Source organism: Bifidobacterium polysaccharolyticum (assembly GCF_016101585.1).
In the GTDB taxonomy this organism is placed as follows: Bacteria; Actinomycetota; Actinomycetes; order Actinomycetales; family Bifidobacteriaceae; genus Bombiscardovia; species Bombiscardovia polysaccharolytica.
On sequence record NZ_JACFQG010000002.1, the window covers coordinates 90,143 to 109,975 of the forward strand.

At 56.9% G+C, this 19,833-nt stretch carries 15 protein-coding genes; 4 read left to right on the forward strand and 11 right to left on the reverse strand.

Features of this window, described 5'->3' with window-relative positions:
- Positions 1-196 precede the first annotated feature (196 nt).
- Positions 197-1,468 carry a DNA polymerase IV gene (gene dinB / locus H3T90_RS03655; RefSeq protein WP_110425736.1) on the forward strand — a complete coding sequence of 424 codons (1,272 nt, stop codon included), beginning with the start codon at positions 197-199 and terminating at the stop codon, positions 1,466-1,468.
- Here dinB and dapC read toward each other — a convergent pair.
- The 8 genes from dapC to H3T90_RS03695 all read right to left on the reverse strand — a co-directional run bounded on the left by dapC (position 1,465) and on the right by H3T90_RS03695 (position 11,595).
- Positions 1,465-2,619, reverse strand: coding sequence for a succinyldiaminopimelate transaminase (gene dapC, locus H3T90_RS03660; protein WP_198229635.1), 1,155 nt, complete (start codon positions 2,617-2,619; stop codon positions 1,465-1,467). The two genes, dinB and dapC, sit on opposite strands and share 4 nt — an antisense overlap.
- 70 nt (positions 2,620-2,689) lie before the next feature.
- Positions 2,690-3,007, reverse strand: a complete 318-nt coding sequence (gene fdxA / locus H3T90_RS03665) for a ferredoxin (RefSeq protein WP_015022367.1) — start codon at positions 3,005-3,007, stop codon at positions 2,690-2,692.
- Between the two features lie 57 nt (positions 3,008-3,064).
- On the reverse strand, positions 3,065-4,588 hold the full coding sequence (locus H3T90_RS03670; RefSeq protein WP_046323312.1) for an amino acid permease: 1,524 nt from the start codon (positions 4,586-4,588) through the stop codon (positions 3,065-3,067).
- Between the two features lie 230 nt (positions 4,589-4,818).
- Complete coding sequence (locus tag H3T90_RS03675) at positions 4,819-6,435, reverse strand: UxaA family hydrolase (RefSeq protein WP_232350550.1); 1,617 nt, start codon at positions 6,433-6,435, stop codon at positions 4,819-4,821.
- Positions 6,436-6,521: 86 nt separating this feature from the next.
- Complete coding sequence (locus H3T90_RS03680) at positions 6,522-8,120, reverse strand: glycoside hydrolase family 43 protein (RefSeq protein ID WP_198229636.1); 1,599 nt, start codon at positions 8,118-8,120, stop codon at positions 6,522-6,524.
- 9 nt (positions 8,121-8,129) lie between these two features.
- Entirely contained in the window at positions 8,130-9,119 is a 990-nt protein-coding gene (locus H3T90_RS03685; protein ID WP_198229637.1) for a carbohydrate ABC transporter permease, read from the reverse strand.
- Position 9,120: 1 nt separating this feature from the next.
- Complete coding sequence (locus H3T90_RS03690; protein ID WP_232350574.1) at positions 9,121-9,966, reverse strand: carbohydrate ABC transporter permease; 846 nt, start codon at positions 9,964-9,966, stop codon at positions 9,121-9,123.
- A 228-nt stretch (positions 9,967-10,194) separates the two neighbouring features.
- Complete coding sequence (locus H3T90_RS03695; RefSeq protein ID WP_232350551.1) at positions 10,195-11,595, reverse strand: ABC transporter substrate-binding protein; 1,401 nt, start codon at positions 11,593-11,595, stop codon at positions 10,195-10,197.
- Between the two features lie 254 nt (positions 11,596-11,849).
- On the opposite strand from H3T90_RS03695, the gene H3T90_RS03700 reads away from it, so the two are divergent.
- A complete protein-coding gene (locus H3T90_RS03700; protein WP_198229639.1) occupies positions 11,850-12,884 on the forward strand; it encodes a LacI family DNA-binding transcriptional regulator in 1,035 nt (344 codons plus the stop codon).
- Between the two features lie 73 nt (positions 12,885-12,957).
- Here the strand turns inward: H3T90_RS03700 and uxaC are convergent, their stop codons facing one another.
- From uxaC to H3T90_RS03715, 3 genes are all read right to left on the reverse strand, one after another.
- Complete coding sequence (gene uxaC / locus H3T90_RS03705; RefSeq protein WP_232350575.1) at positions 12,958-14,400, reverse strand: glucuronate isomerase; 1,443 nt, start codon at positions 14,398-14,400, stop codon at positions 12,958-12,960.
- Between the two features lie 153 nt (positions 14,401-14,553).
- A complete protein-coding gene (locus H3T90_RS03710; RefSeq protein ID WP_198229641.1) occupies positions 14,554-15,564 on the reverse strand; it encodes a LacI family DNA-binding transcriptional regulator in 1,011 nt (336 codons plus the stop codon).
- Complete coding sequence (locus tag H3T90_RS03715) at positions 15,561-16,628, reverse strand: LacI family DNA-binding transcriptional regulator (RefSeq protein WP_198229642.1); 1,068 nt, start codon at positions 16,626-16,628, stop codon at positions 15,561-15,563. Before H3T90_RS03715 ends, H3T90_RS03710 begins: the two co-directional genes overlap by 4 nt.
- Before the next feature lie 243 nt (positions 16,629-16,871).
- On the opposite strand from H3T90_RS03715, the gene H3T90_RS03720 reads away from it, so the two are divergent.
- Both H3T90_RS03720 and H3T90_RS03725 read left to right on the forward strand, forming a co-directional pair.
- Positions 16,872-18,536 (forward strand): mannitol dehydrogenase family protein, encoded by a 1,665-nt coding sequence (locus H3T90_RS03720; RefSeq protein WP_198229643.1) that lies wholly within the window; start codon positions 16,872-16,874, stop codon positions 18,534-18,536.
- A 53-nt stretch (positions 18,537-18,589) separates the two neighbouring features.
- The gene (locus tag H3T90_RS03725; protein WP_198229644.1) at positions 18,590-19,717 is read left to right on the forward strand and encodes a mannonate dehydratase; all 1,128 of its coding nucleotides are present in this window, start codon (positions 18,590-18,592) and stop codon (positions 19,715-19,717) included.
- Positions 19,718-19,833 lie beyond the last annotated feature (116 nt).

The following is a 19,833-nucleotide window of genomic DNA, read 5'->3' on the forward strand; positions in this document are numbered from 1 at the left end:
TCAATTTTCGAGAACAAAACAATAGAATACCATGATTGACTGACCTGACTCGCCGGAGCAACAGAATCGGATGAGGCAGAGACATATCCATCCATTTTTCATGGATAAAAACCAGAATATTGAATCTTTTCTAAGAATTTACATTCGAGAATAATTTATCGCATGTTCCTCCGGGGGCCCCTTCTATCATGGAGCCATGAGTACCGCACCAAGGCTTGCAGCCGCCAAGAAGGACTGGGGACATGACGAGACCGGCTGCACGGTGCTGCACATTGACATGGATGCTTTCTACGCCTCTTGTGAGGTTGCACGACACCCGCAATTGCAGGGAAGGCCGGTCATTATCGGCACCGGGCAGCGTTCGGTGGTGTCGGCGGCCAGCTATGAGGCCAGAGCCTTTGGCGTCAACTCGGCCATGCCCCTGGCACGCGCCAAGCGACTGTGCCCTCAAGGGGTCTTCCTCCCGGTCGACATGACTTATTATCGGGGCATTTCACGACGGATATTTGATACGGTTTTCTCACAAATCACCGATCAGATCGAGCAGGTCTCCGTAGACGAATGCTACATGGACGTGTCCGGGGCGCTCATGCGCTGGGGTATGCCCACAGCCATAGCCCGGTGGATTCGAGCCAGCGTGGCGCGCCAATTCCACGTGACCTGCTCGGTGGGCATCGCCACCAACAAGCTGGTAGCCAAGATGGCCTCCACCAATGCCAAGCCTGACGGCATGCTGCTGATCCCCAAGGCCCGGCAGGCCGAGTTCGTCCAGCTGATGCCCCTGCGCGGGATCCCCGGCATCGGACCGGCCCTGGAAAAGCGGCTCAACGCCTGGGCAATCAAGGATGTGGCCGACTTGGCCACCATGAGTGAGCGGGATCTGGCTCGGGCCACAGGTTCGACCGTCACAGCCCGGATGCTGGCACAGGCCTCCCACGGCCTGGACGACGATCCGGTAAAGCCACGCGCACCTGAGAAATCCCTGGGCGCGGAACGCACCTTCCTGCACGACACCACCAGCATGAAGCAGGTCTGCGACCTCCTGCGCGCTTGCAGCGACGAGGTGGCCACCGGACTGCGAGCGCATGACCTAATCGCTCGGACCATCACCGTCAAACTGCGCTTTGATGACCTGCGCTATATGACCAAGGCCCATACCCTGGAGACACCGGTCAACTCAGCCAATCGCATCTATCCGCAGGCTGTCGGACTGCTCAAGGCCATGCTGGGGCTGCCTGAGGGTGTTCCCATGGACACTTCCCTGCCCCGGCTGATCCGCCTAGCCGGTGTCAGCGCATCCGGTCTGAGCCGGGTGGAAGATACCCCCATCCAGCCATCCTTGGACGACATCATGCGCGAGAGCAAACGTCACACCGGCAGCGAGTCCCAGCGCCTGGATCAGGCAGAGGCCACCATGGACTCCATCAGGAACCGCTACGGCAAGGGTTCGGTCAGCATGGGTCTCTAAGCGCCTGTATGCAAACGATCCAGGGCCAGCTCCAACTGGTCGTCGGATATGGTGGACGAGAATCGCAAACGGTGACTATCCCCGTAGAACTCCCCAGGACTGGCCAGAATCCCCATACGGGCCAGGTCGGCCATATCGGCCCAGCAATCGCCCGAACGGGCTTGCGCCCAGATATAAAGCCCACCCTGTGGCATGACGGCATCGTATCCGTAAGATGTCAGAGCTTGAGCCAAGGCCCGCAGACGACGGGCGTAGATCTCGCGCTGGGCCATCACAGATCCTCCGTCCTCCAGAGCGGCTCGCATAGCCCGCTGTACCGGACCTGGCACAATCAGTCCCACCTGCTTGCGGTAGGCGGTCATGGCCTTCACCAAATGAGCATCGCCGGCCACGAGGGCCGCCCGGTAACCGGCCATGTTGGACTGTTTGCTCATCGAGTACAGACAGAGTATGCCGCTGGCATCGCCGCCACAGACTTCAGGTTCCAGGATGCAGGGTGAGGCCGGGATCGGCGCATTCTGCCCGACTTGGGTATGTTCTGACCAATCCAGCATGGCATAGCACTCGTCACTCAAGACCGTGGCCCCTATAGAACGAGCCGCCCGTACGATCTTAGCCAACCCGGCTCGGTCAATGACCTGCCCACTGGGGTTGCCTGGCGAATTGATCCATACTGCTCGCACGCCAGGCAGATCCACCCATGAATCCGTATCAACAGGATCATCCACGGTCGTCACCTGGGCTCCAGCCAGCTGGGTTCCGATGGCATAAGTGGGATAGGATACCTTCGGCTGCACCACCCGGTCCCCCGGTCCCAGATGCAGGAGGGAGGCCATGAGTGCCACCGCTTCCTTGGACCCGACCGTAGGCACCAGATCCGCGCCCACGGCATCAAGATCGACCCCACGGCGATGACGGAACCAGTCGGTCGCAGCCTGCCTCAGGAGACCATCACCGGCAGTTTTTGGATAGCCTCGCGCCTGGCCATCATCCGCAGCCGCCGCCAAGGCCTCCTTGACCGACCTGGGCACAGGATCCACCGGTGAACCCACCGAGAGGTCGACCAGACCGCCGGGGCACTGCTCAGCACGCCGCCGGTAAGATTCAATCCTTGACCAATCATAGGGGGATTCGAACGAGTGAAAACCCATGGCCCGCCTTTCTCTTATAAATAAGCCGCGGTGGGATGGCTCCCTTCCGCGGCTCGTCAGCCTTAATCGACTACTTGTTGGGTGGCAGGGCTGCAACACCCTCCGGATCGTGATCATAGGGGCCGACCGCGGCAGCACCGCCGGCATCCCCCACCTGGGCGAAGAAATCAGTCGCTGCGTCCTTATACCAAGTCCACTCCTCGGGCAGATCGTCCTCGTAGAAGATGGCCTCCACCGGGCAGACAGGCTCGCAGGCGCCGCAGTCCACGCACTCGTTGGGGTTGATGTAGAGCGAACGGACGCCCTCGTAGATGCAGTCCACCGGGCATTCGTCCACGCAGGCCTTGTCCTTGACGTCCACGCAGGGCTGAGCGATGACGTAGGTCATGGGTTACCTCCTGAGTATGCGAGTACTCACTTTACACTCCAGCGCCGACGCTCCAGGTCAGTCCAGACCGGCCTGGGTGGCCTCGGATATCTTCCCGCTGAGCTGATGGCGACCGAGCAGGGAGTGCCGGTAGGAATAGCCGAAGTAGATGGCCAGACCCGCAGCTAACCAGACCACGAATCGGATCCAGGTCAGTACGGTCAGGTTGAGCATGAGCCAGAGGCAGGCCAGAGCAATCAGAATGGGGACCCAGGGGTTGCCGGGCATCTTGAAGGATCGGGGCAGATCCGGCCGACGCTTGCGCATGATGGGCAGGGAAATGGCCACAAGCAGGAATGCCGAAAGCGTGCCGATATTGACCATGTCGGACAAGACGTCTATAGGGAAACAGGAGGCCACCACGGCCACCACGATGCCACCCAGGATCTGGATGCGGGCAGGCGTGCCATGACGGCCGGTTCGGGACAGGGCACGGGGAAGAAGCCCGTCGCGACTCATGGCGAAGACGATGCGGGTCAGCCCTAGCAGGAGCACCATAACCACAGTGGTCAGACCCACCACGATGCCGAAGGAGATGATCTTGGCGGCCCAAGGAGCCCCTACCATCTCAAAACCGGTTGCCAGGGATGGGTTCTTGGCCTTGGCCAGATCCTTGTAGGAGACCATGCCGGTGGTGACGATGGCGACCAGGATGTACAGGGTGATGACAATCAGCATGCCCAGACCGATTCCGCGGGGAATGGTCTTGTGGGGCTCCTTGGCCTCCTCGGATGTTGTGGCGACGATATCGAAGCCTACGAAGGCGAAGAAGACCAGGGCGGCGCCTGAGAGGATGCCTGGGACACCGTAGATGGTGGGCTGCATGCCGGAAACCCACTGCCAGAGCGGCTGGCCCATGATCCCGGGCACGCTGGCCCCCGGCACGGCCGAAGCGGGCTCGGAAGGCGGGATGAAGGGCCGGTAGTTGTCCAACTTGACGTAGAAGAAGCCCACCACAATGACGAAGACCACGATACCGATCTTGAGGACGGTCAAGGCGCCGTCGAACCGGGCCGAGAGCTTGGTACCCAGAACCAGAAGAACCGTGAAGAGGGTGACGACCGCCAGCGGGGCCAGGTCCACATCCAGGCCGCCCAGATGGAAGCTGGAGCTGAATGAGGTGCCGCCCATCAGATGGATGAAGTCATTCAGGTAGACGCCCCAGTACTTGGAGATGACCGAGGCGGCCATGAGCATCTCCAGGATCAGGTCCCAGCCGATGATCCAAGCCACCAGTTCGCCTATGGTGTTGTAGGTGAAGGTGTAGGCCGAGCCTGAAACCGGGATCATGGAGGCGAACTCCGCGTAGCACATGACGGCCGCTGCGCAGACAATGCCTGCGATGACGAAGGAGATGATGACGGCCGGCCCCGCATGGAAGGCCGCCGCCTGGGCCCCCACCGAGAAGATGCCAGCGCCCACGGCCACTGCGACGGCCATAATGGCCAGGTCCCAGGTGGTCAGCGTCCGCTTAAGCGACCTACCCTCCTCCCCGGTCTCCGCCAGGGTCTGTTCAACGGATTTCTTTCTGAATAATTCCATCCTGCTCCCAATCGTGACTTATTGTGCCGCAAACTCCTCCGGCCCATCACTATAGGAGATAGGGGCACACAACTCCGGACTTTGCTCATTTCGGGATATTACCTTCGGGATATTACCCGCTGGCAAGTCTTTCGGAATCGGCAACTCAATCAAGGCAAAACTATCTGCCAATAGACAACAAGGCACCCCAGCCGTTTCGACCAGGGTGCCCATTGGGTGCAACCCGCACTCTATTCAGTCGGGCCATCCTTGAATATGGCAATATCCTGCATGCCGTTACGCTCATTGCAGGTCTGCTCACCGTTGACCACTGCAAGGACTTTCTTACGAAAATCGTTGAAAACCTGATCCCCGGGCTCATCCAAAAGACGGCCGGCGTCGAAGTCAATCCAACGATGCTTCTTGGTGGCCAGAGGCGTGTTGGTAGCTACTTTCACAGTAGGCACGAAAGTTCCGAAGGGAGTGCCCCGGCCAGTAGTGAAGAGGACCACTTGCGCTCCGGCTGCGGCCATTCCCGTGCTGGAGACAAGGTCGTTGCCTGGCGTCTGCAGCAGAGAGAGCCCGGGCCTAGAAATATGGTCACCATAGTTGAGCACGTCCTCGACCTCGCAACGACCGCCTTTGCGGATGCAACCCAAGGATTTGTCCTCCAAAGTCGTGATTCCGCCCTTCTTGTTGCCTGGAGAGGGGTTGTCGGATATGACTTCGCCGTATTTGCGGAAGAACCCCTTGAAATTGTTGATAAGGTCGACGACATCATGGAAGACCTGCTCGTCGCGTGCCTGACTCATCAGGACCTGCTCGGCCCCGAACATTTCAGGGACCTCGGCCAGGACCACGGAACCGCCCTGAGTAACCACCCATTCAGCGAACCGACCGACCAGCGGGTTGGCCGTGATACCTGACATTCCATCGGACCCGCCGCACTTGACGCTGACCTTGAGTTCAGACAGAGGCACCTCTTCGCGGTGATCACCTTTGGCGGCCTCGTTAATCTGGTCCAGGAGGGCATCGGCCTCATCCAGCTCGTCCTCCACCTCCTGGCATATGACCCAACGAACCCGGTTCGTGTCATACTCGCCCAAGGTGCTCAGCATGTCCTCCATCTGATTGTTTTCACACCCCAGACCGACGAGGAGCACACCCCCAGCGTTGGGATGGGTGGCAATATCCTGAAGACAACGCCTGGTGTAGACCAGATCGCCTCCGAGTTGGGAGCATCCATAAGGATGACGCGCCACGATCACCGAGTCAAAAGATCCGTTGCCGGGATGACGGGCTGAGAAAGACCGTGCCATGGCGTTGCACAGACTATTGATGCAGCCTACGGTTGGGACGATATAGAGGTCGTTGCGGATGCCTACCTTGCCTGTGGTGCGCCGATATCCTTGGAAAGTCCCGGTCGGACTGCCCGGCTTGACCGTGTCGGTAACCGGCTGATAACGGTAGCTCAAGTCGGCGCCCAGGTTGGTGGCCAGATTGTGCGTATGGACCCATTGTCCTGTAGTGATAGCCTCCTTGGCATGGCCGATGGCATAGCCATACTTGATGACGTCCTCACCCTTGGAAATGTCCTGAAGCGCAAGTTTGTGTCCACGGGGAATTTGGTCAAGCACCGTCACCTCGCCATGCCCCTCGACCAGGACCCTTTCGCCGGGCTCCAGATTCCTGGCAGCGACAGCCACCATATCTGTAGGATTAAGCAGAATCGTATCCTGGCCGGTCCGCGCCGGTATGTCCTTGACATAGTCATGCTTCAGGCCGGTGGCATCTCCCGTATCACAGGTGGGAACGAATCCCGTGGAACCACCCTCTGGAATCATGCACTGCTGCTTTGCCTCACTCATGCTGTTATGCTATGTAGCCCACGAGGAGCGGTTCCTTTTTGTTGCCAGTCTTTGCTTGTTCTTCGAACCATTGCAAGCGCACATCATCAATCGGCATGCACTTCCTCATAGTCGAAATAGGCAAAGTCCGCGAAGGAACAATGAGCATCCATGTCCTGGGCGCAAATCCCCACCATGGCTCCGGAGAAGACCGTTTTGCCCCTGAGCTTACCGACATGTTCGTCACTGAGATGCCAGGCCGGCAGCCAATCACCCATCGGCTTCGGATCGTCATCCCCCGAACCCAGCAAGAACCTCGCCTTGTCATGTCGCACCTGAACCCGGATCGTATAGGTGTTTGAACCACTTACGTCAATGAGCGGAGACGCAAATGAGAATGCATCACCCTCATTGACAAGTACCCTAGCTGTCGGATGCCCAGCATCCCCCTCGCCTCCTATATATGCATACATCCAGTTGCTGGTGTCGTAAAACAGAATCAGGCCTGCGGTCTGTTGGAAATTCTCAGGATGAAACTCCATCTGTGTTACTGCGTCAAAGCTGAAGGACTGCCAACGACGAGCGAAAAGCGTCTGCTCGTGCAGGCTGGATGGACTCTGTCCTCCATGAAGGCGGAGCCAACCCGGTCTCTCGGTCAAGGAATAGTCCCGCTCCGCTTTCAGCGGTGCCCGAAGGGTTTTGAAAGATGGAGGTAATCCACTTTCAGGGGAAAAATGAACCGACTCCGAGTAGTCAGTGCACTGACTGGCATCCGTACCCTCCACCTGGATTGTCCGCTGTGGATTATGACCTCCTCCAACCAGACGTGGCCAGCCATCCGAATCCCATTCGATGGGTTGAAGAGCGGTTTCCCTGCCAAGCACACACTCGCCACGTCTCCTTAGTGGACGGGCACACAGGTAGGTGATGTACCACTGTCCGTCCTTTTCCAGAAGACTGCAATGCCCTGCCTTCTGCAAGTAGCCGTCAGGATCATCCTCCGCAGTAATCAGGGGGTTGTAGGGGGACTCCTGCCAAGGACCTTGCAGCGAGTTCGAACGGACAACCGTGGCGGCATGGTTCCATTCGGTCCCACCCGCCGCACAGACCAGATAGTAATATTCTCCGCGTCGATATATCTGAGGCCCCTCACAGACACCCAGACTGGTCCCCTTGAAGATGCGCCGTCGCTCCCCCACCAGACACATCTTCTCCGTGTCAAATTCCTGGAGGACCACTCCAGCGAAGCGCTTATGTCCCATGCGCCAGTCATAGAGCATGTTCATAAACCATGAGCGCCCATCCTCATCATGGAAAAGCGACGGGTCAAAACCCGAAGCAGTGACAAAAACGGGATCCGACCAGGGGCCATTTATGGATGGTGCGGTGATGACATAATTAAGCGTGTCTTTATAGATGGTCGCGCTTTTCACATCCGTGTATACAAGCCAGTACAACCCCTTGGCATAGGAGAGATGGGGGGCCCAGATGCAACAAGCGTTCGGATCGCCCCGTAAATTCACCTGGCTGGTTCTGGTCAGCGGAGCACAGACCCATTCCCAATTGACCAGATCCCTGGAATGGTAGATGTCCACCCCCGGCCACCATTCAAAGGTGGAATTGGCTATATAGTAATCATCGCCAACCCTCAAAGCCGATGGATCGGGATGAAAGCCTGGAATAACTGGATTCTTAACGAGCGACATAGCCTCACCTTACTGCTTGACCGCACCTGCGGACAGACCGGACTGCCAGTACTTCTGAAGGAAAAGAAATGCGATAATCAGTGGAATCACAGCCAGCAGGGACCCTGTCAGGATCATATTGTTGGGCACCACATGATAGGTGGCGTCACCCCCCATCTTCATCCAGACGTTGAGTCCGACCGTCAAAGGATAGTCACGTACATCGGAAAGCATGATAAGCGGCAGGAAGTAATTGTTCCAGACACCGACCAAGGCGAATAGGAGGGTGGTTACGAAACCCGGCGCCAGAAGAGGCAGGGCGATCTTCCAAAAGATAGTCCATGTATTGGCCCCGTCTATGCGAGCCGCCTCCACCATCGAAATGGGGATGGATGTCTGCGCATAGATGATCATCAGGTAAAGCCCAAAGGGATTCGATAGCTGTGGGATGATAACTGCCAGAGGGGTATTGGTCATACCCATCTTGGAATACAGAAGGAAGAGGGGAACGGTGATGACCGTCGACGGAATGGACATGAAGATGAGCGTGACCCAAAGCAGGGCATTCCTCCCGTGGAATTTCATCGTGGCGATTGCATAGCCTGCAAACGTTGCGAAGAGAGTGGATCCCACACCAGCTATAACCGCGTAGACAAGCGTGTTGACCAGCCAACGCCCATACACTCCGTTTTCAAAGGTGAAAGCCTCGATGACATTCTCGAAGAAAACATTGGAGTCAGCAAACCAAAGACCTGGTGATGAATACAGTCCCTCATTGGTCTTGGTAGAGGAAAAAGCGAGCCAGATAAGAGGAACCAGGCAATAGATCACCATAAGCAGCATAATCAGGTGAAGAAGGACATCGAGAATCTTCTGAGTGGAGGTCAAACGTACCGGCAGGCCATTACCTCCGGCTTTCTTCAAACGAATGGCCCTGTCCTTTCGAGCCAGTCTGTCGTCGCGACGACGCTGCGAGGAGGAACGGGAAGCCTTGTTATTGATGAGACTGGTTGATGACATTTTACTTCTCCTCCCAACGATTACCCAGCATCTTGACGACGCTGATGATGATCATGGTGAACAGACCCACCACCAGGGATACGGCGGCCGCATAATTGAGATCATTGCCACTAAAAGCAAGGGAGTAGGTGTACAGGTTTGGTGTGTAATAACTGGTAACCACTTCGGGGGCTATGGTCTGCATCATGCTGGGCGTATTGAACAGCTGGAGCGAATAGATTATGTTGAAAAGGATGGTCATGACGACAGAACTGCGAATCTGCGGTATTTTAATTGACCAGGCAATCCTGAATTCGCTGGCGCCATCCACTCGAGCCGACTCATAGAGTTCCTCAGGCAAGGCTTTGAGCGACGAGTAATAAATCAGTGTGTTGTACCCCATTGAGACCCAGATGCTGATATTAATCATGGCCCAGAGCATGAGCTCCTTTGAAATCATATTGGGGGCCTGGGCATGGAAGAGAGCAAAGACCTGTCCGAAGAGTCCATAATCCCTCCCATAGATATAACTCCACATCAAGGCAGCAATGACATTGGGAACGGCATAGGGCAGGAACAGCAGTATCCGGGGAATGGCCACATGCCGGATACGCTGAGAATCAAGCATCAAGGCGGCAAGCAGGGAGAGGAAGGTCATCAGGGGGACCTCAATGATCGCATAGATCGCCACCCGGTTGAAGCCATTCCACAACAGAGGATCCTTGATCGCCCGGATGAAGTTGGTCATACCGGCAAATCGCTCCCCACCAATCATCTGTTCCTTGAACAGCCCAAGGTAAAACGCATAAATCATCGGAATTATGGTTCCACCCAAGAAGACAATTACATAGGGCAAGCACCAGATCATGCCTATATGCTGAAGTCTCTCCTTGCGTGGACTCGCCTCACTGGGGGCTTGAGGAGACACGACCCCGTCCGAGGCCACTACGGCTGTGCTCATCACTGACTCCTTTTCCTTTGTGGATTCACTTGCCCAGATACCATCGGTCCGGATCCGGAGAGAAGAGGAGGCAGAAGACCCTTCCTCCCCCTGCGATTACCGAGCTGGTTTCCTTTCTGAGCGGTCCGCCGCACCTTACTTCTTGTCAGTAATCTTGAACCCCTGTCCTTCGGCATAGGTCTTCAACGATTCTTGCCACTTCGGGAAGACGGAAGCCAACTTCCCACCTTTCTTCATCTCCGGCACCACAATGTCCTTGAAGGAGGTGGCATACTGGGTATTGAAGGGAAGTATGGACCAATCGGTGTTGATCTTCTTGGAAGACTCCATGTATATGGCATTCACGTTCTGGTTGAAGTAGTCATTGTGCTGATTCTGGTAGGTCGCATCATCCAGATAGGCTTTGGTGGGCGAGAAGCGTATCCCGCCCTCGCTGTTTCCGGCCTTGATTGCAGCGGGATCGGAACAGATCCAGTTCAGGAAGGCCACGGCAGCCGCCCTCTTGTCCTTAGGGCAGGATGTTGTCACGGCAAAGAGTGAACCACCAATCGTGGCGGATTTGAAGTCGGCGGCTGAGGAACCCCAAGCAGGAGGCAGGGTGATTTCCACTTTCCCCTTCATGGACTGCTGTTGCTTCTCATAGGTGGAGCTGCGCCAGGCCCCATCGATCTTGGTGACCCACCGGCCCTCTGCGAACCCCCTGTTGTACTCATCGGTCTTGGATGCAACGGGCTCAAGAACGTCCTCGTCGATCAGCCTTTGAATAAAGTCGACCACCTCTTTGACCTTCTTGTTGGTCATATCCAGGGTCACGTTCTCCAGACCTTTGACTTGCCACATGGGAGCTTTGGCCTGCCGCATAATGGCGGCCATATAACGGACATCAGCCGTATCTATATAGCCCATGTATCTAGTGGGGTCGGCCTTGTGCAGTGCGATACCGGCTTGTTCGAACTCGTCCCAGGTTTTGGGAATGGCGATTCCATGCTGGTCGAGCAGATCGCGACGGGAGTACATAACAATCGGCCCCTGATCCATAGGGAATCCGTAGAGTCCTCCCGCCACGTGAACATCAGCCCAGGCAGCCTTGGTATAACGGCTTCCCATCTGCTGTTCAATCGACTTGTCATTGATATTGAGCAGGGCCTTGGTCGTGGCGTACTGCGGCAGATAGTCATACTCCAACATGGTCATATCGGGAATGTCTTTGTTCGCCTTGATGACATTGGAGAACTTCGTGTAATGATCCGCAGCGGCACCTGTAGCCGTCACCTTGACCTTGATATGTGGATACTTGCTCTGGAAAGCGTCAATGGTGCTTTTGAGGCTGTCAGCCTGCCAGGTCCACAGCGTCAGCTCGACATCCTTATCCGATTTCAATGCTGCAGCCGCCTGCGACGCGGTAACGCCACCCTCAGCGCCGGCAGACCGGTTCCCGCCATTATTTGAACCGGACCCGCAAGCACTCAATCCTGCAATCATGAAGAAACCGACGCACGCGCACACCACCTTGTGCCCTTTGGAATTCCAACTCATAATCCGCCTTTCGATAATCATCCTTGATTATGCGATTATTTATATTGCAATTTTCGATAATAGCGCCATCTGTGATATAGGTCAAATCGTCTAATTATTAACTATTGAGCACCGATACGTCCACGAAACGGCCTTTATCCTATTAGTAAATACCTCCAATTGTTCCGCGTTTATCTTCTTTGGAGCAGCCACTTGAGGAGTCGAAATATTTCGATATACTTATCGAGCCAGTTATTATATGAAAAGGGGGGACTATGCTTAAATCTAAACCGTCGGCAAAGGTGAAATACCCAAAGCTGACCGACGTCTCCAAGGAGGCCGGGGTCTCCGCCGCAACCGTCTCCAAGGTGATCAACGGTAAAAGCGATGTGGCGGAAGAAACCCGTGAACGAGTCGAAAAGGCCATAGAGAAACTTGGCTACTCCAGATCAGGAAAGACGGGAACCTCTTCCAACCTAATTGAGATGGCTTTGCAACATCTGGATAATCCATGGACGCTCAACCTACTTGACGGAGCAGCAAAAGTGGCTTCTGAGAGGGGGATCAGACTGGTCTTAAGCGAAATCGACGATCCTGGTTTACTATCAACCACTTGGTTGGACGAGGTACTGGCCCGTCGGCCCCTAGGAGCCATACTCATCTTCTCGAACCCCTCTTTGAGCCTGGCAAGAAGATTCGCATCCAGACGCATCCCTGCAGTCTTCGTCGATCCCTGGGGAAATCCCGTACTGGATACCATGTCCGTCCAGTCCGACAACTGGTCGGGCGGCCTGTTCGCTACCCGACATCTGATAGACCTTGGGCACCGGCACATCGCGACCATCACCGGTCCCGACAGCGTCATGTGCTCCATCGCCCGTTTCGACGGATACCGAAATGCCATGTCCGAAGCAGGATTGGCTGTCGACCCCAGTTTGATTCGCCACGGACAATTCAGCGTCGAGGATGGGGAACGGTTTGGAATGGAGCTGTTGAGTTCACACAACCCTCCCTCGGCCATCTTTGCCCAGAGCGACTTCCTGGCAATGGGCGTATACAAGGCAGCAAAACGACTGGGAATCAGAATTCCCGAAGACCTATCAGTCGTCGGATTTGATGATATCCAGACGGCGGCATTCATGGGACCCGCTTTGACGACCGTACACCAGCCGCTCGTGGAGATGGCGGCCCGTGCCGCACACATGATTCTTGATGTGAGGGCACAAAAGACAATCGACCATCGGGTAATCCTACCCAACTCGCTCGTTATAAGGGAATCCACCTGCCCACCGACGACGCTGAGAAGTTAGCAAACAGCACATGCTTGACAGCCGGCCTGGAATGACTCAAGGCATTGTCCAGGCCGATGATGCCTTCCGGAAGTCAGTCCTCAAAAAGGGCCAAGGCGTTCTCGTAGGAGACCGCACGCACCAGAGGAGCCAGATACTCCTTGTCATCTGGTATGACGCCCTGGGCGGCCCAGTCGCCCAAGAGCCCGCAAAGCACTCTGCGGAAGAGCTCATGCCTGGGGAAGGACAGGAAGCTGCGGGAGTCCGTGGTCATTCCTACCGCATTGCCCAGGAGCGAGGTTTCAGCCAAAACTTCGAGCTGCCGACGCATCCCGGTGACGGTGTCGTTAAACCACCAGGCATTGCCCAACTGAAGCTGGCCCCGATCATCGCCTCCGAAGCAGCCTAAATCAGTGGCTATGGCCATATAGTCGTTGGGATTGAGGGAATAGACGATGGTTCTGGGCAAAATGTTCGAACTCTGCGCCTGGTCAAGGAGTGCGGCAAGGGGGGCGGCAACCGAATTGTCGGCCATCGAATCGTAACCCGTGTCGGCTCCAAGCTTTCGGAAAGCCGTCGAGTTGTTGTTGCGGCTGGCCTGAAGATGCAGCTGCATGGTCCAGCCCTTGTCCTTGTAGATTCGCATCAGCTCAAGAAGGAGAGCCGCGCGATATTGGGCCTGTTCATGCCTGTCCAGGTCTAGCCCGGCCCTGGCCTTGCTGAAAATGGCATCCAGATTCTCAGCAGTCGCCGGAGCGAATTCCACCACATCGACAGCATGGTCGGAGAGTCTGGAACCATGCTGGTGGAAGTACTCCACCCGATCACGCAGAGCGTCGACCAGTCCGCTGAAGTCATTGATCGGCTTGCCACAGACCGACTCCATTGTGCCGATCCAATCGCCATACCCTTCGGCGGTCGGATTCAGGGCCGCATCCGGACGGAAGGCGGGAACCATCCTAAAGGGCTCCCCCTCCTTGGCGAATTGATCGTGATACTCCAGATTATCCTCAGGGGAATCCGTGGTGCAGACGATCTTGACGTTCATGCGACGCAGAAGCGCTCTTCGCGAGAAGTCCGGGGTGGCCAGCTGTTCATTCGTCTGATCAAAGATGGACTTGGCGGTCTTGGTGGTCAGGGGTTCGCGGATGCCGAAGTACCTCTGCAGCTCCATGTGCGTCCACAGATAGACTGGGCTACCCACAGCCTGTTCCATGGTCTGGGCATAAGCCATAAATTTGTCCCAAGGGTCCCCGTCTCCGGTGATCAGCCGTTCCGGAATGCCATTGGCCCTCTCCAGCCGCCATTTATAATGGTCTCCATAATTGTGACCATCTGTCAGCCAAGCCTCGACAATATTATCGAAGTTGGGATCCTCATAGATTTCTTTGGCGTGCAAATGGCAGTGATAATCCACCAGAGGAAGATTCTCAGCTACCTCATGGAACAACTCCCGAGACAATTGCGTCCCGAGAAGAAAATCATCATCCAGGAAAGCCACTACAAACTCCTTAGTCGAAAACAGCAAGTCGGGCATTCGAATTTCCGCGATGCCCAAGATTCTCCTGTACAGACCAACAGACAGGCGAAACAGTCACACGATCGGAACTCACATATGCTATGAGTCAGCCTATGCGCGTCTGAAAAGATACGGTCTCGATGTTGCCATGATTTGTCGAAACTCCCCTGATCAGGAATCTGACGCAGCCTTTCCCGTGCTTTCCCGGACGATCAGGCGAGAGGGAATCATGATGCTCTGCGCCAGATTGGCTCGGCCATTCAGCCGATCCAAAAGAATGCCGGCTGCTGTCTTACCCAGTTTGGGCGGGGTGTTACCCACGCTGGACAATGGCGGATCACTGACCTGCGCCATAGTGTCATTGTCGAATCCGATGATCACATAGTCGTCCGGACAGCGAATACCCTGACGACGCATGGCAGCCATGAAACCCAAGGCCATCAGATCATTGTGAGCAATGACGGCGCCTGTAGGATCATTCAGGTACTGCTTGGCCAGGGCATACCCCCCGACGAAGGTGGGAAGACCCGGCCAAATTCGTCGAACACTCACCCCACGCTTGCGAAACTCTTCGCAGGTGTGATTCCACCTGACTCCCACCGACCATGACGAAGAAGGCCCATCCAGATAGGTCACTCGAGAAAAGCCCATGGAAACCAGTAGTTCAGCGGCCTGACGGATACCAGTGCCAATATCGATGGCCACACTGGGCACCCCACGCACGGTCCGGTTAACCACGACGATGGGCCTGGTCTGGGCGCACTTGCGGATCATGGCATCAGGCATTCTCGATGAAGTCAGGATTACCCCGTCCACATAGGCGGCGATCTTGTTGAAGGCCGCCCGCTCTCTGCTGGCGCTTTCCTCGGATTCAGCGACGATAAGGGCAAATCCAGCCAGGTTGGACTCGTGCTGTACAGAACGGATGATGTCAGAGAAGAACTGGTTGGCGATGTCCGGAACGATGATGGCGATCATGCCCCGCAACGTCCTGGACGGAACCGTATCGACCGGCTCCGTATAGTACCCCAGTGCGTCGGCTGCAGCGAATATCCGCTTGGTTGTGGCCGCACTGACCCTATCAGGCCGAGCAAATGCCCTTGATACCGTGGAGGGCGAGACACCGGCCTTGTCAGCCACCTCTCTGATCGTTACGCGCCTGGAACGGTTATGACCGTTCATGACCGAGATTCCTTCTCTGCCCCGTTTCGAGCCAAAGGCTTGCTCGACCTGGCACCCGTGCTCTGCCTGATGACCAGACGGGCGGGAACCGTCGGGGCTACGGACAGGTTGGCTCCGGAAAGACGTTGCATAAGGAGGTCGGCAGCCCCCCGCCCGAGGACTGAAAGGGACATATGAATGGTGGTCAGAGGCGGACTGCTCACCATGGACATGGTGTCGTTGTCGAACCCGATGACAGAGATATCACGAGGGCATTCGCAACCAAGCCGTCTGAGGGCCGCGATCAGGCCGATGGCCATCAGATCATTATGGGCGATGACCGCTCCTGTAGGGTCGTCCATATACTTCTCTGCGAAGGAATAGCCTCCGTAAAAGGTAGGAGCGCAAGGCAGCGAACGCTTGACGCTCATCCCCTTGGCGTCGCATTCATTGAAGATATGCCGCCACCGGATGCCTCCTGACCATGAGGCCGCCGGACCATCCAAATAAGTGAGACTCCGATAACCCAATGAGTATAGGTAGTCGACCGCTTGACAGGCCCCCTTGGCCACGTCGATGCTGATGCTGGATACACCACGAACGTCACGGTTGACGCTGACCAAAGGACGCAGCTGGGCGCACTTGCGGATCATGGCATCGGGCATCCTCGGGGAGACCAGGATGATTCCCGAGACCACGGGAGCGACCGTATCGACGATCCTGCGCTCCCTGGTGATAGACTCCCGGGTATCAAGAATCAGGGTTTCAAAGCGCAAGCGTTCGCACTCGTCCTGGATGTTGCGAATAACACCGGTGAAAAACTGATTGCCCAGGTCGGGCACAATGACCGCAACCAGCCCCCTGCCCTGCGAGCCTGACCGGCTGTCGACGATATCGCTGTGATAGCCCAGTTCATCAGCGACCTTCTGAACCATTCGAGCCGTAGAAATACTGACCCGATCCGGGCGCGAGAAGGTACGCGAGACCGTTGAGGGGGACACCCCGGCCTGACGAGCCACATCATATATGGTGATATGGCGGTTGTCCGTGGAGGCATCGCCACCCGAATCTGCTCCGGTCTTCATCTATTCGTATCAGCCTTCCTTGGTCTGCCCCATATCGCATGAAATACACGCCAACGGTGCCGAGCACTTCCAGCTTCCAAGTATAAGTGACTTCCCAGTTCTATAGCAGCCGACAGCAGTCTGATGAGAAACAAACTGCAACTACGAAAGCAGACAGGCACCAACTTGATAGGTTCGGAGGCAGGACGGACAAGCGTTACGCCTGGTCTCCGCGATATGTTTTTTTGATAAAGGAAGGCACTGATGCTTCACCTTAGTGACGATATACATAATGAGTCCACAGCCTGGCAGAAGGCCGGCGTGACCCTGCCAACCTACGACATCGAAGCCATGCGCCAGGCCACCAAGCGCTCGCCTGCCTGGATCCACTTTGGGGCCGGCAATCTCTTCAGGGCAGTCCACGCCCCCATTGCCCAACAACTTCTGGAGTCAGGCGCCACCGACCGAGGCATATTGGTGGCCGAATCCTTCGACCCCGCCATCGTCGATCAGGCCTACACCCCCTTCGACGACCGCTATCTTCAGGTCATCTTGAGAGCGGACGGATCCATGAAAACATCGTTGATCGCCTCCGTCGCGGGCGCCTACCCACTGGGCGAGGATCCGAAACCCTTGCATGATCTGAGGCTGGTCTTCCGCAATCCCAGCCTGCAGATGGTCACCACGACCATCACCGAGAAAGGCTATGCCCTGGTTGATTCCCAGGGCCAGCCGCTACCATGGATCGCTCCGGAATTCGAGGGCGGACCCGATAAAGCCAAGAGCGCCATCGCAGTCATCACGGCCCTCCTGCTGGAGCGCTTCAAGGCCGGCGCCCTTCCCCTGGCCCTGGTCAGCACCGACAACTTCTCACGAAACGGGGAGCGGTTCGGCCAAGCCGTCAGGCAGATGGCTGACGAGTGGATAGGGAGGGGTCTGGCCGAAAAAGGCTTCGGTGACTACCTCAGAGACAAGAACAAGATCACCTTCCCGCTGACCATGATCGACAGAATCACTCCCAACCCTGACAAGGAGGTGGGTCGCCGCCTCAAGGCTCTGGGCATCGCCGACGCGGAACCTTTCCGGACCAGGGGCGGAACCGCTATGGCCCCATATGCCAACACTGAGGAAACATGGTATTGGGTGGTTGAGGACGACTTCCCTGCAGGCCGCCCGCCTCTGGAGAAAGCAGGGGTCTACATGGCCGACAAGGACACGGTCAACGCCGCCGACCAGATGAAGGTCACCACCTGCCTGAACCCCCTGCACACGGCCCTGGCCGTCTTCGGGATGCTCCTGGGGTATCCGACCATGTCAAAGACCATCGCCGACCCGGACCTCAAGGCCTTGGTCACCCGCCTCGGGTATGTGGAAGGACTGCCTGTGGTCGAGGACCCGAGTATCTTCTCCCCCAAGGAGTTCCTCCGCCAAGTCATTGAGATCAGGGTTCCCAATCCTGGCCTACCCGATACGCCGGCGCGCATCTGCGCCGACACCTCCCAGAAGATTCCGGTCAGATACGGAATCACCATCAGCAAGTACATCCGAGCCAAGGACCTTGACACAGCCGATCTGGAAGCCATCCCGCTGATCATCGCCGCCTGGCTGCGGCTGCTGATCGGTTCGGATGGCAATGGAATCGACGATGCCGGACGGCCGGTCAAGCTGAGCCCAGACCCGCGCCTGGAGGAGCTTCAAAGAATTCTGGTCGACATCCCACTCAACGGGTCAGCCAAGAAGGAGACTCTGGCGACCACGATCAAGTCCATCCTGGCCGACACATCCATCTTCGGAACCGATCTGAACGCCACCCCGCTGGCCGACAAAATCGAGACCTTCCTGACCGCCATGTGCCGGGGCAACGGCGCTGTAGCGAGCACCCTTCACAAAGCTGCAAGCGCCTGGTGGCATCGGCAGCCTACTGACTGAACAAGGCACACAATGACCGGGTCCGCCCGATCCGGATGTAAGGAGAAAACATCATGCACATAGGATTCCGCTGGTATGGCCAGGGCAACGACACCATCAGCCTGGACGATATTCGTCAGATTCCGGGGGTGGAGACCATTGTCTGGTCCTTACACCATAAACAGGCCGGCGAGGTCTGGCAGCCGGACGAAATCGAAGAGGCCATGGCCACAATCACCGGGCTGTCTGCCAGGGATCGGGCGGCAGGCATAACCAAGACCTTCAACGCTGACGTGGTTGAGTCCGTCAACGTTCACGAGTCCATCAAGACCGGTTCGACGGTCCTCGGAATCAGCCGGGACCAGGCCATTGACGCCTACATCGAGACCGTAGCCAACCTGGGCAAGGCCGGGGTCAAAGTCGTCACGTACAACTTCATGCCGGTCTTCGACTGGCTGCGCACGGAGATGTTCCACCCTTGCCCAGACGGGTCCACCGCCCTCTACTACAACCAGCACCAAGTGGACCAGCTCAGCCCACAGGGCATCATCGACGAAACCCTGAAGGGGGCCGGATCACTGACTGTGCCCGGCTGGGAACCTGAGCGGCTTTCCCATCTGCCTGAACTGATGGAGGCCTATCAGGGAATGGGCCACGAGCAGATGTACGCCAACTACAAGTACTTCCTGGATGCCGTGATCCCCACCTGCGAGCGCTACGGGGTCAAGCTGGCCGTCCACCCCGACGACCCTGCATTCGACCTGTTCGGCTGGCCGCGCGTGGTCTCCAGCAAGGAGGGGATCCAACGAGTGCTGGACCTGAACCCCAGCCCCTGCAACGGACTGTGCCTGTGTCTGGGATCCTTCTCATCCAGAAGAGGCAACGACGCCGTGGATGCAGTCAAGACCTTCATGGACAGGATCTACTTCAGCCACGTGCGCAACATCCGATTCACCGACGAGCAGGGCTCGTTCTATGAGGTGGGTCACCGTGCAAGCGAGGGGAACGTGGACACCGTCGGCATCATGAAGGCCTACGCCGAGGCAGATTACCAGGGCTACATCCGCCCCGACCACGGACGGCATCTATGGAGCGAGAACACGGAAGCCGGCAGACCGCGGCCAGGCTACGGCCTTTATGACCGCGCCATGGGCATCCAGTATCTGCTTGGAGTCTGGGACGCTTACCACTACAACCGTTGATAAAGCAGAAAAAACCCTGAACAATAAGAAAGTGTCTGATGCCAGTCCGGGTCAATCGCAAACCCGAGCCGGCATCAGACATTTATTCAGTGTTCCCGTCAGGACCACGCCCTGTG

Excerpts from the sequence above, each read along its gene's own strand:
- dinB (WP_110425736.1), top strand. The coding sequence starts at position 197 with ATGAGTACCGCACCAAGGCTTGCAGCCGCCAAGAAGGACTGGGGACAT.
- dapC (WP_198229635.1), bottom strand. The coding sequence starts at position 2,619 with ATGGGTTTTCACTCGTTCGAATCCCCCTATGATTGGTCAAGGATTGAA.
- fdxA (WP_015022367.1), bottom strand. The coding sequence starts at position 3,007 with ATGACCTACGTCATCGCTCAGCCCTGCGTGGACGTCAAGGACAAGGCC.
- H3T90_RS03670 (WP_046323312.1), bottom strand. The coding sequence starts at position 4,588 with ATGGAATTATTCAGAAAGAAATCCGTTGAACAGACCCTGGCGGAGACC.
- H3T90_RS03675 (WP_232350550.1), bottom strand. The coding sequence starts at position 6,435 with ATGAGTGAGGCAAAGCAGCAGTGCATGATTCCAGAGGGTGGTTCCACG.
- H3T90_RS03680 (WP_198229636.1), bottom strand. The coding sequence starts at position 8,120 with ATGTCGCTCGTTAAGAATCCAGTTATTCCAGGCTTTCATCCCGATCCA.
- H3T90_RS03685 (WP_198229637.1), bottom strand. The coding sequence starts at position 9,119 with ATGTCATCAACCAGTCTCATCAATAACAAGGCTTCCCGTTCCTCCTCG.
- H3T90_RS03690 (WP_232350574.1), bottom strand. The coding sequence starts at position 9,966 with ATGATCTGGTGCTTGCCCTATGTAATTGTCTTCTTGGGTGGAACCATA.
- H3T90_RS03695 (WP_232350551.1), bottom strand. The coding sequence starts at position 11,595 with ATGAGTTGGAATTCCAAAGGGCACAAGGTGGTGTGCGCGTGCGTCGGT.
- H3T90_RS03700 (WP_198229639.1), top strand. The coding sequence starts at position 11,850 with ATGCTTAAATCTAAACCGTCGGCAAAGGTGAAATACCCAAAGCTGACC.
- uxaC (WP_232350575.1), bottom strand. The coding sequence starts at position 14,400 with ATGCCCGACTTGCTGTTTTCGACTAAGGAGTTTGTAGTGGCTTTCCTG.
- H3T90_RS03710 (WP_198229641.1), bottom strand. The coding sequence starts at position 15,564 with ATGAACGGTCATAACCGTTCCAGGCGCGTAACGATCAGAGAGGTGGCT.
- H3T90_RS03715 (WP_198229642.1), bottom strand. The coding sequence starts at position 16,628 with ATGAAGACCGGAGCAGATTCGGGTGGCGATGCCTCCACGGACAACCGC.
- H3T90_RS03720 (WP_198229643.1), top strand. The coding sequence starts at position 16,872 with ATGCTTCACCTTAGTGACGATATACATAATGAGTCCACAGCCTGGCAG.
- H3T90_RS03725 (WP_198229644.1), top strand. The coding sequence starts at position 18,590 with ATGCACATAGGATTCCGCTGGTATGGCCAGGGCAACGACACCATCAGC.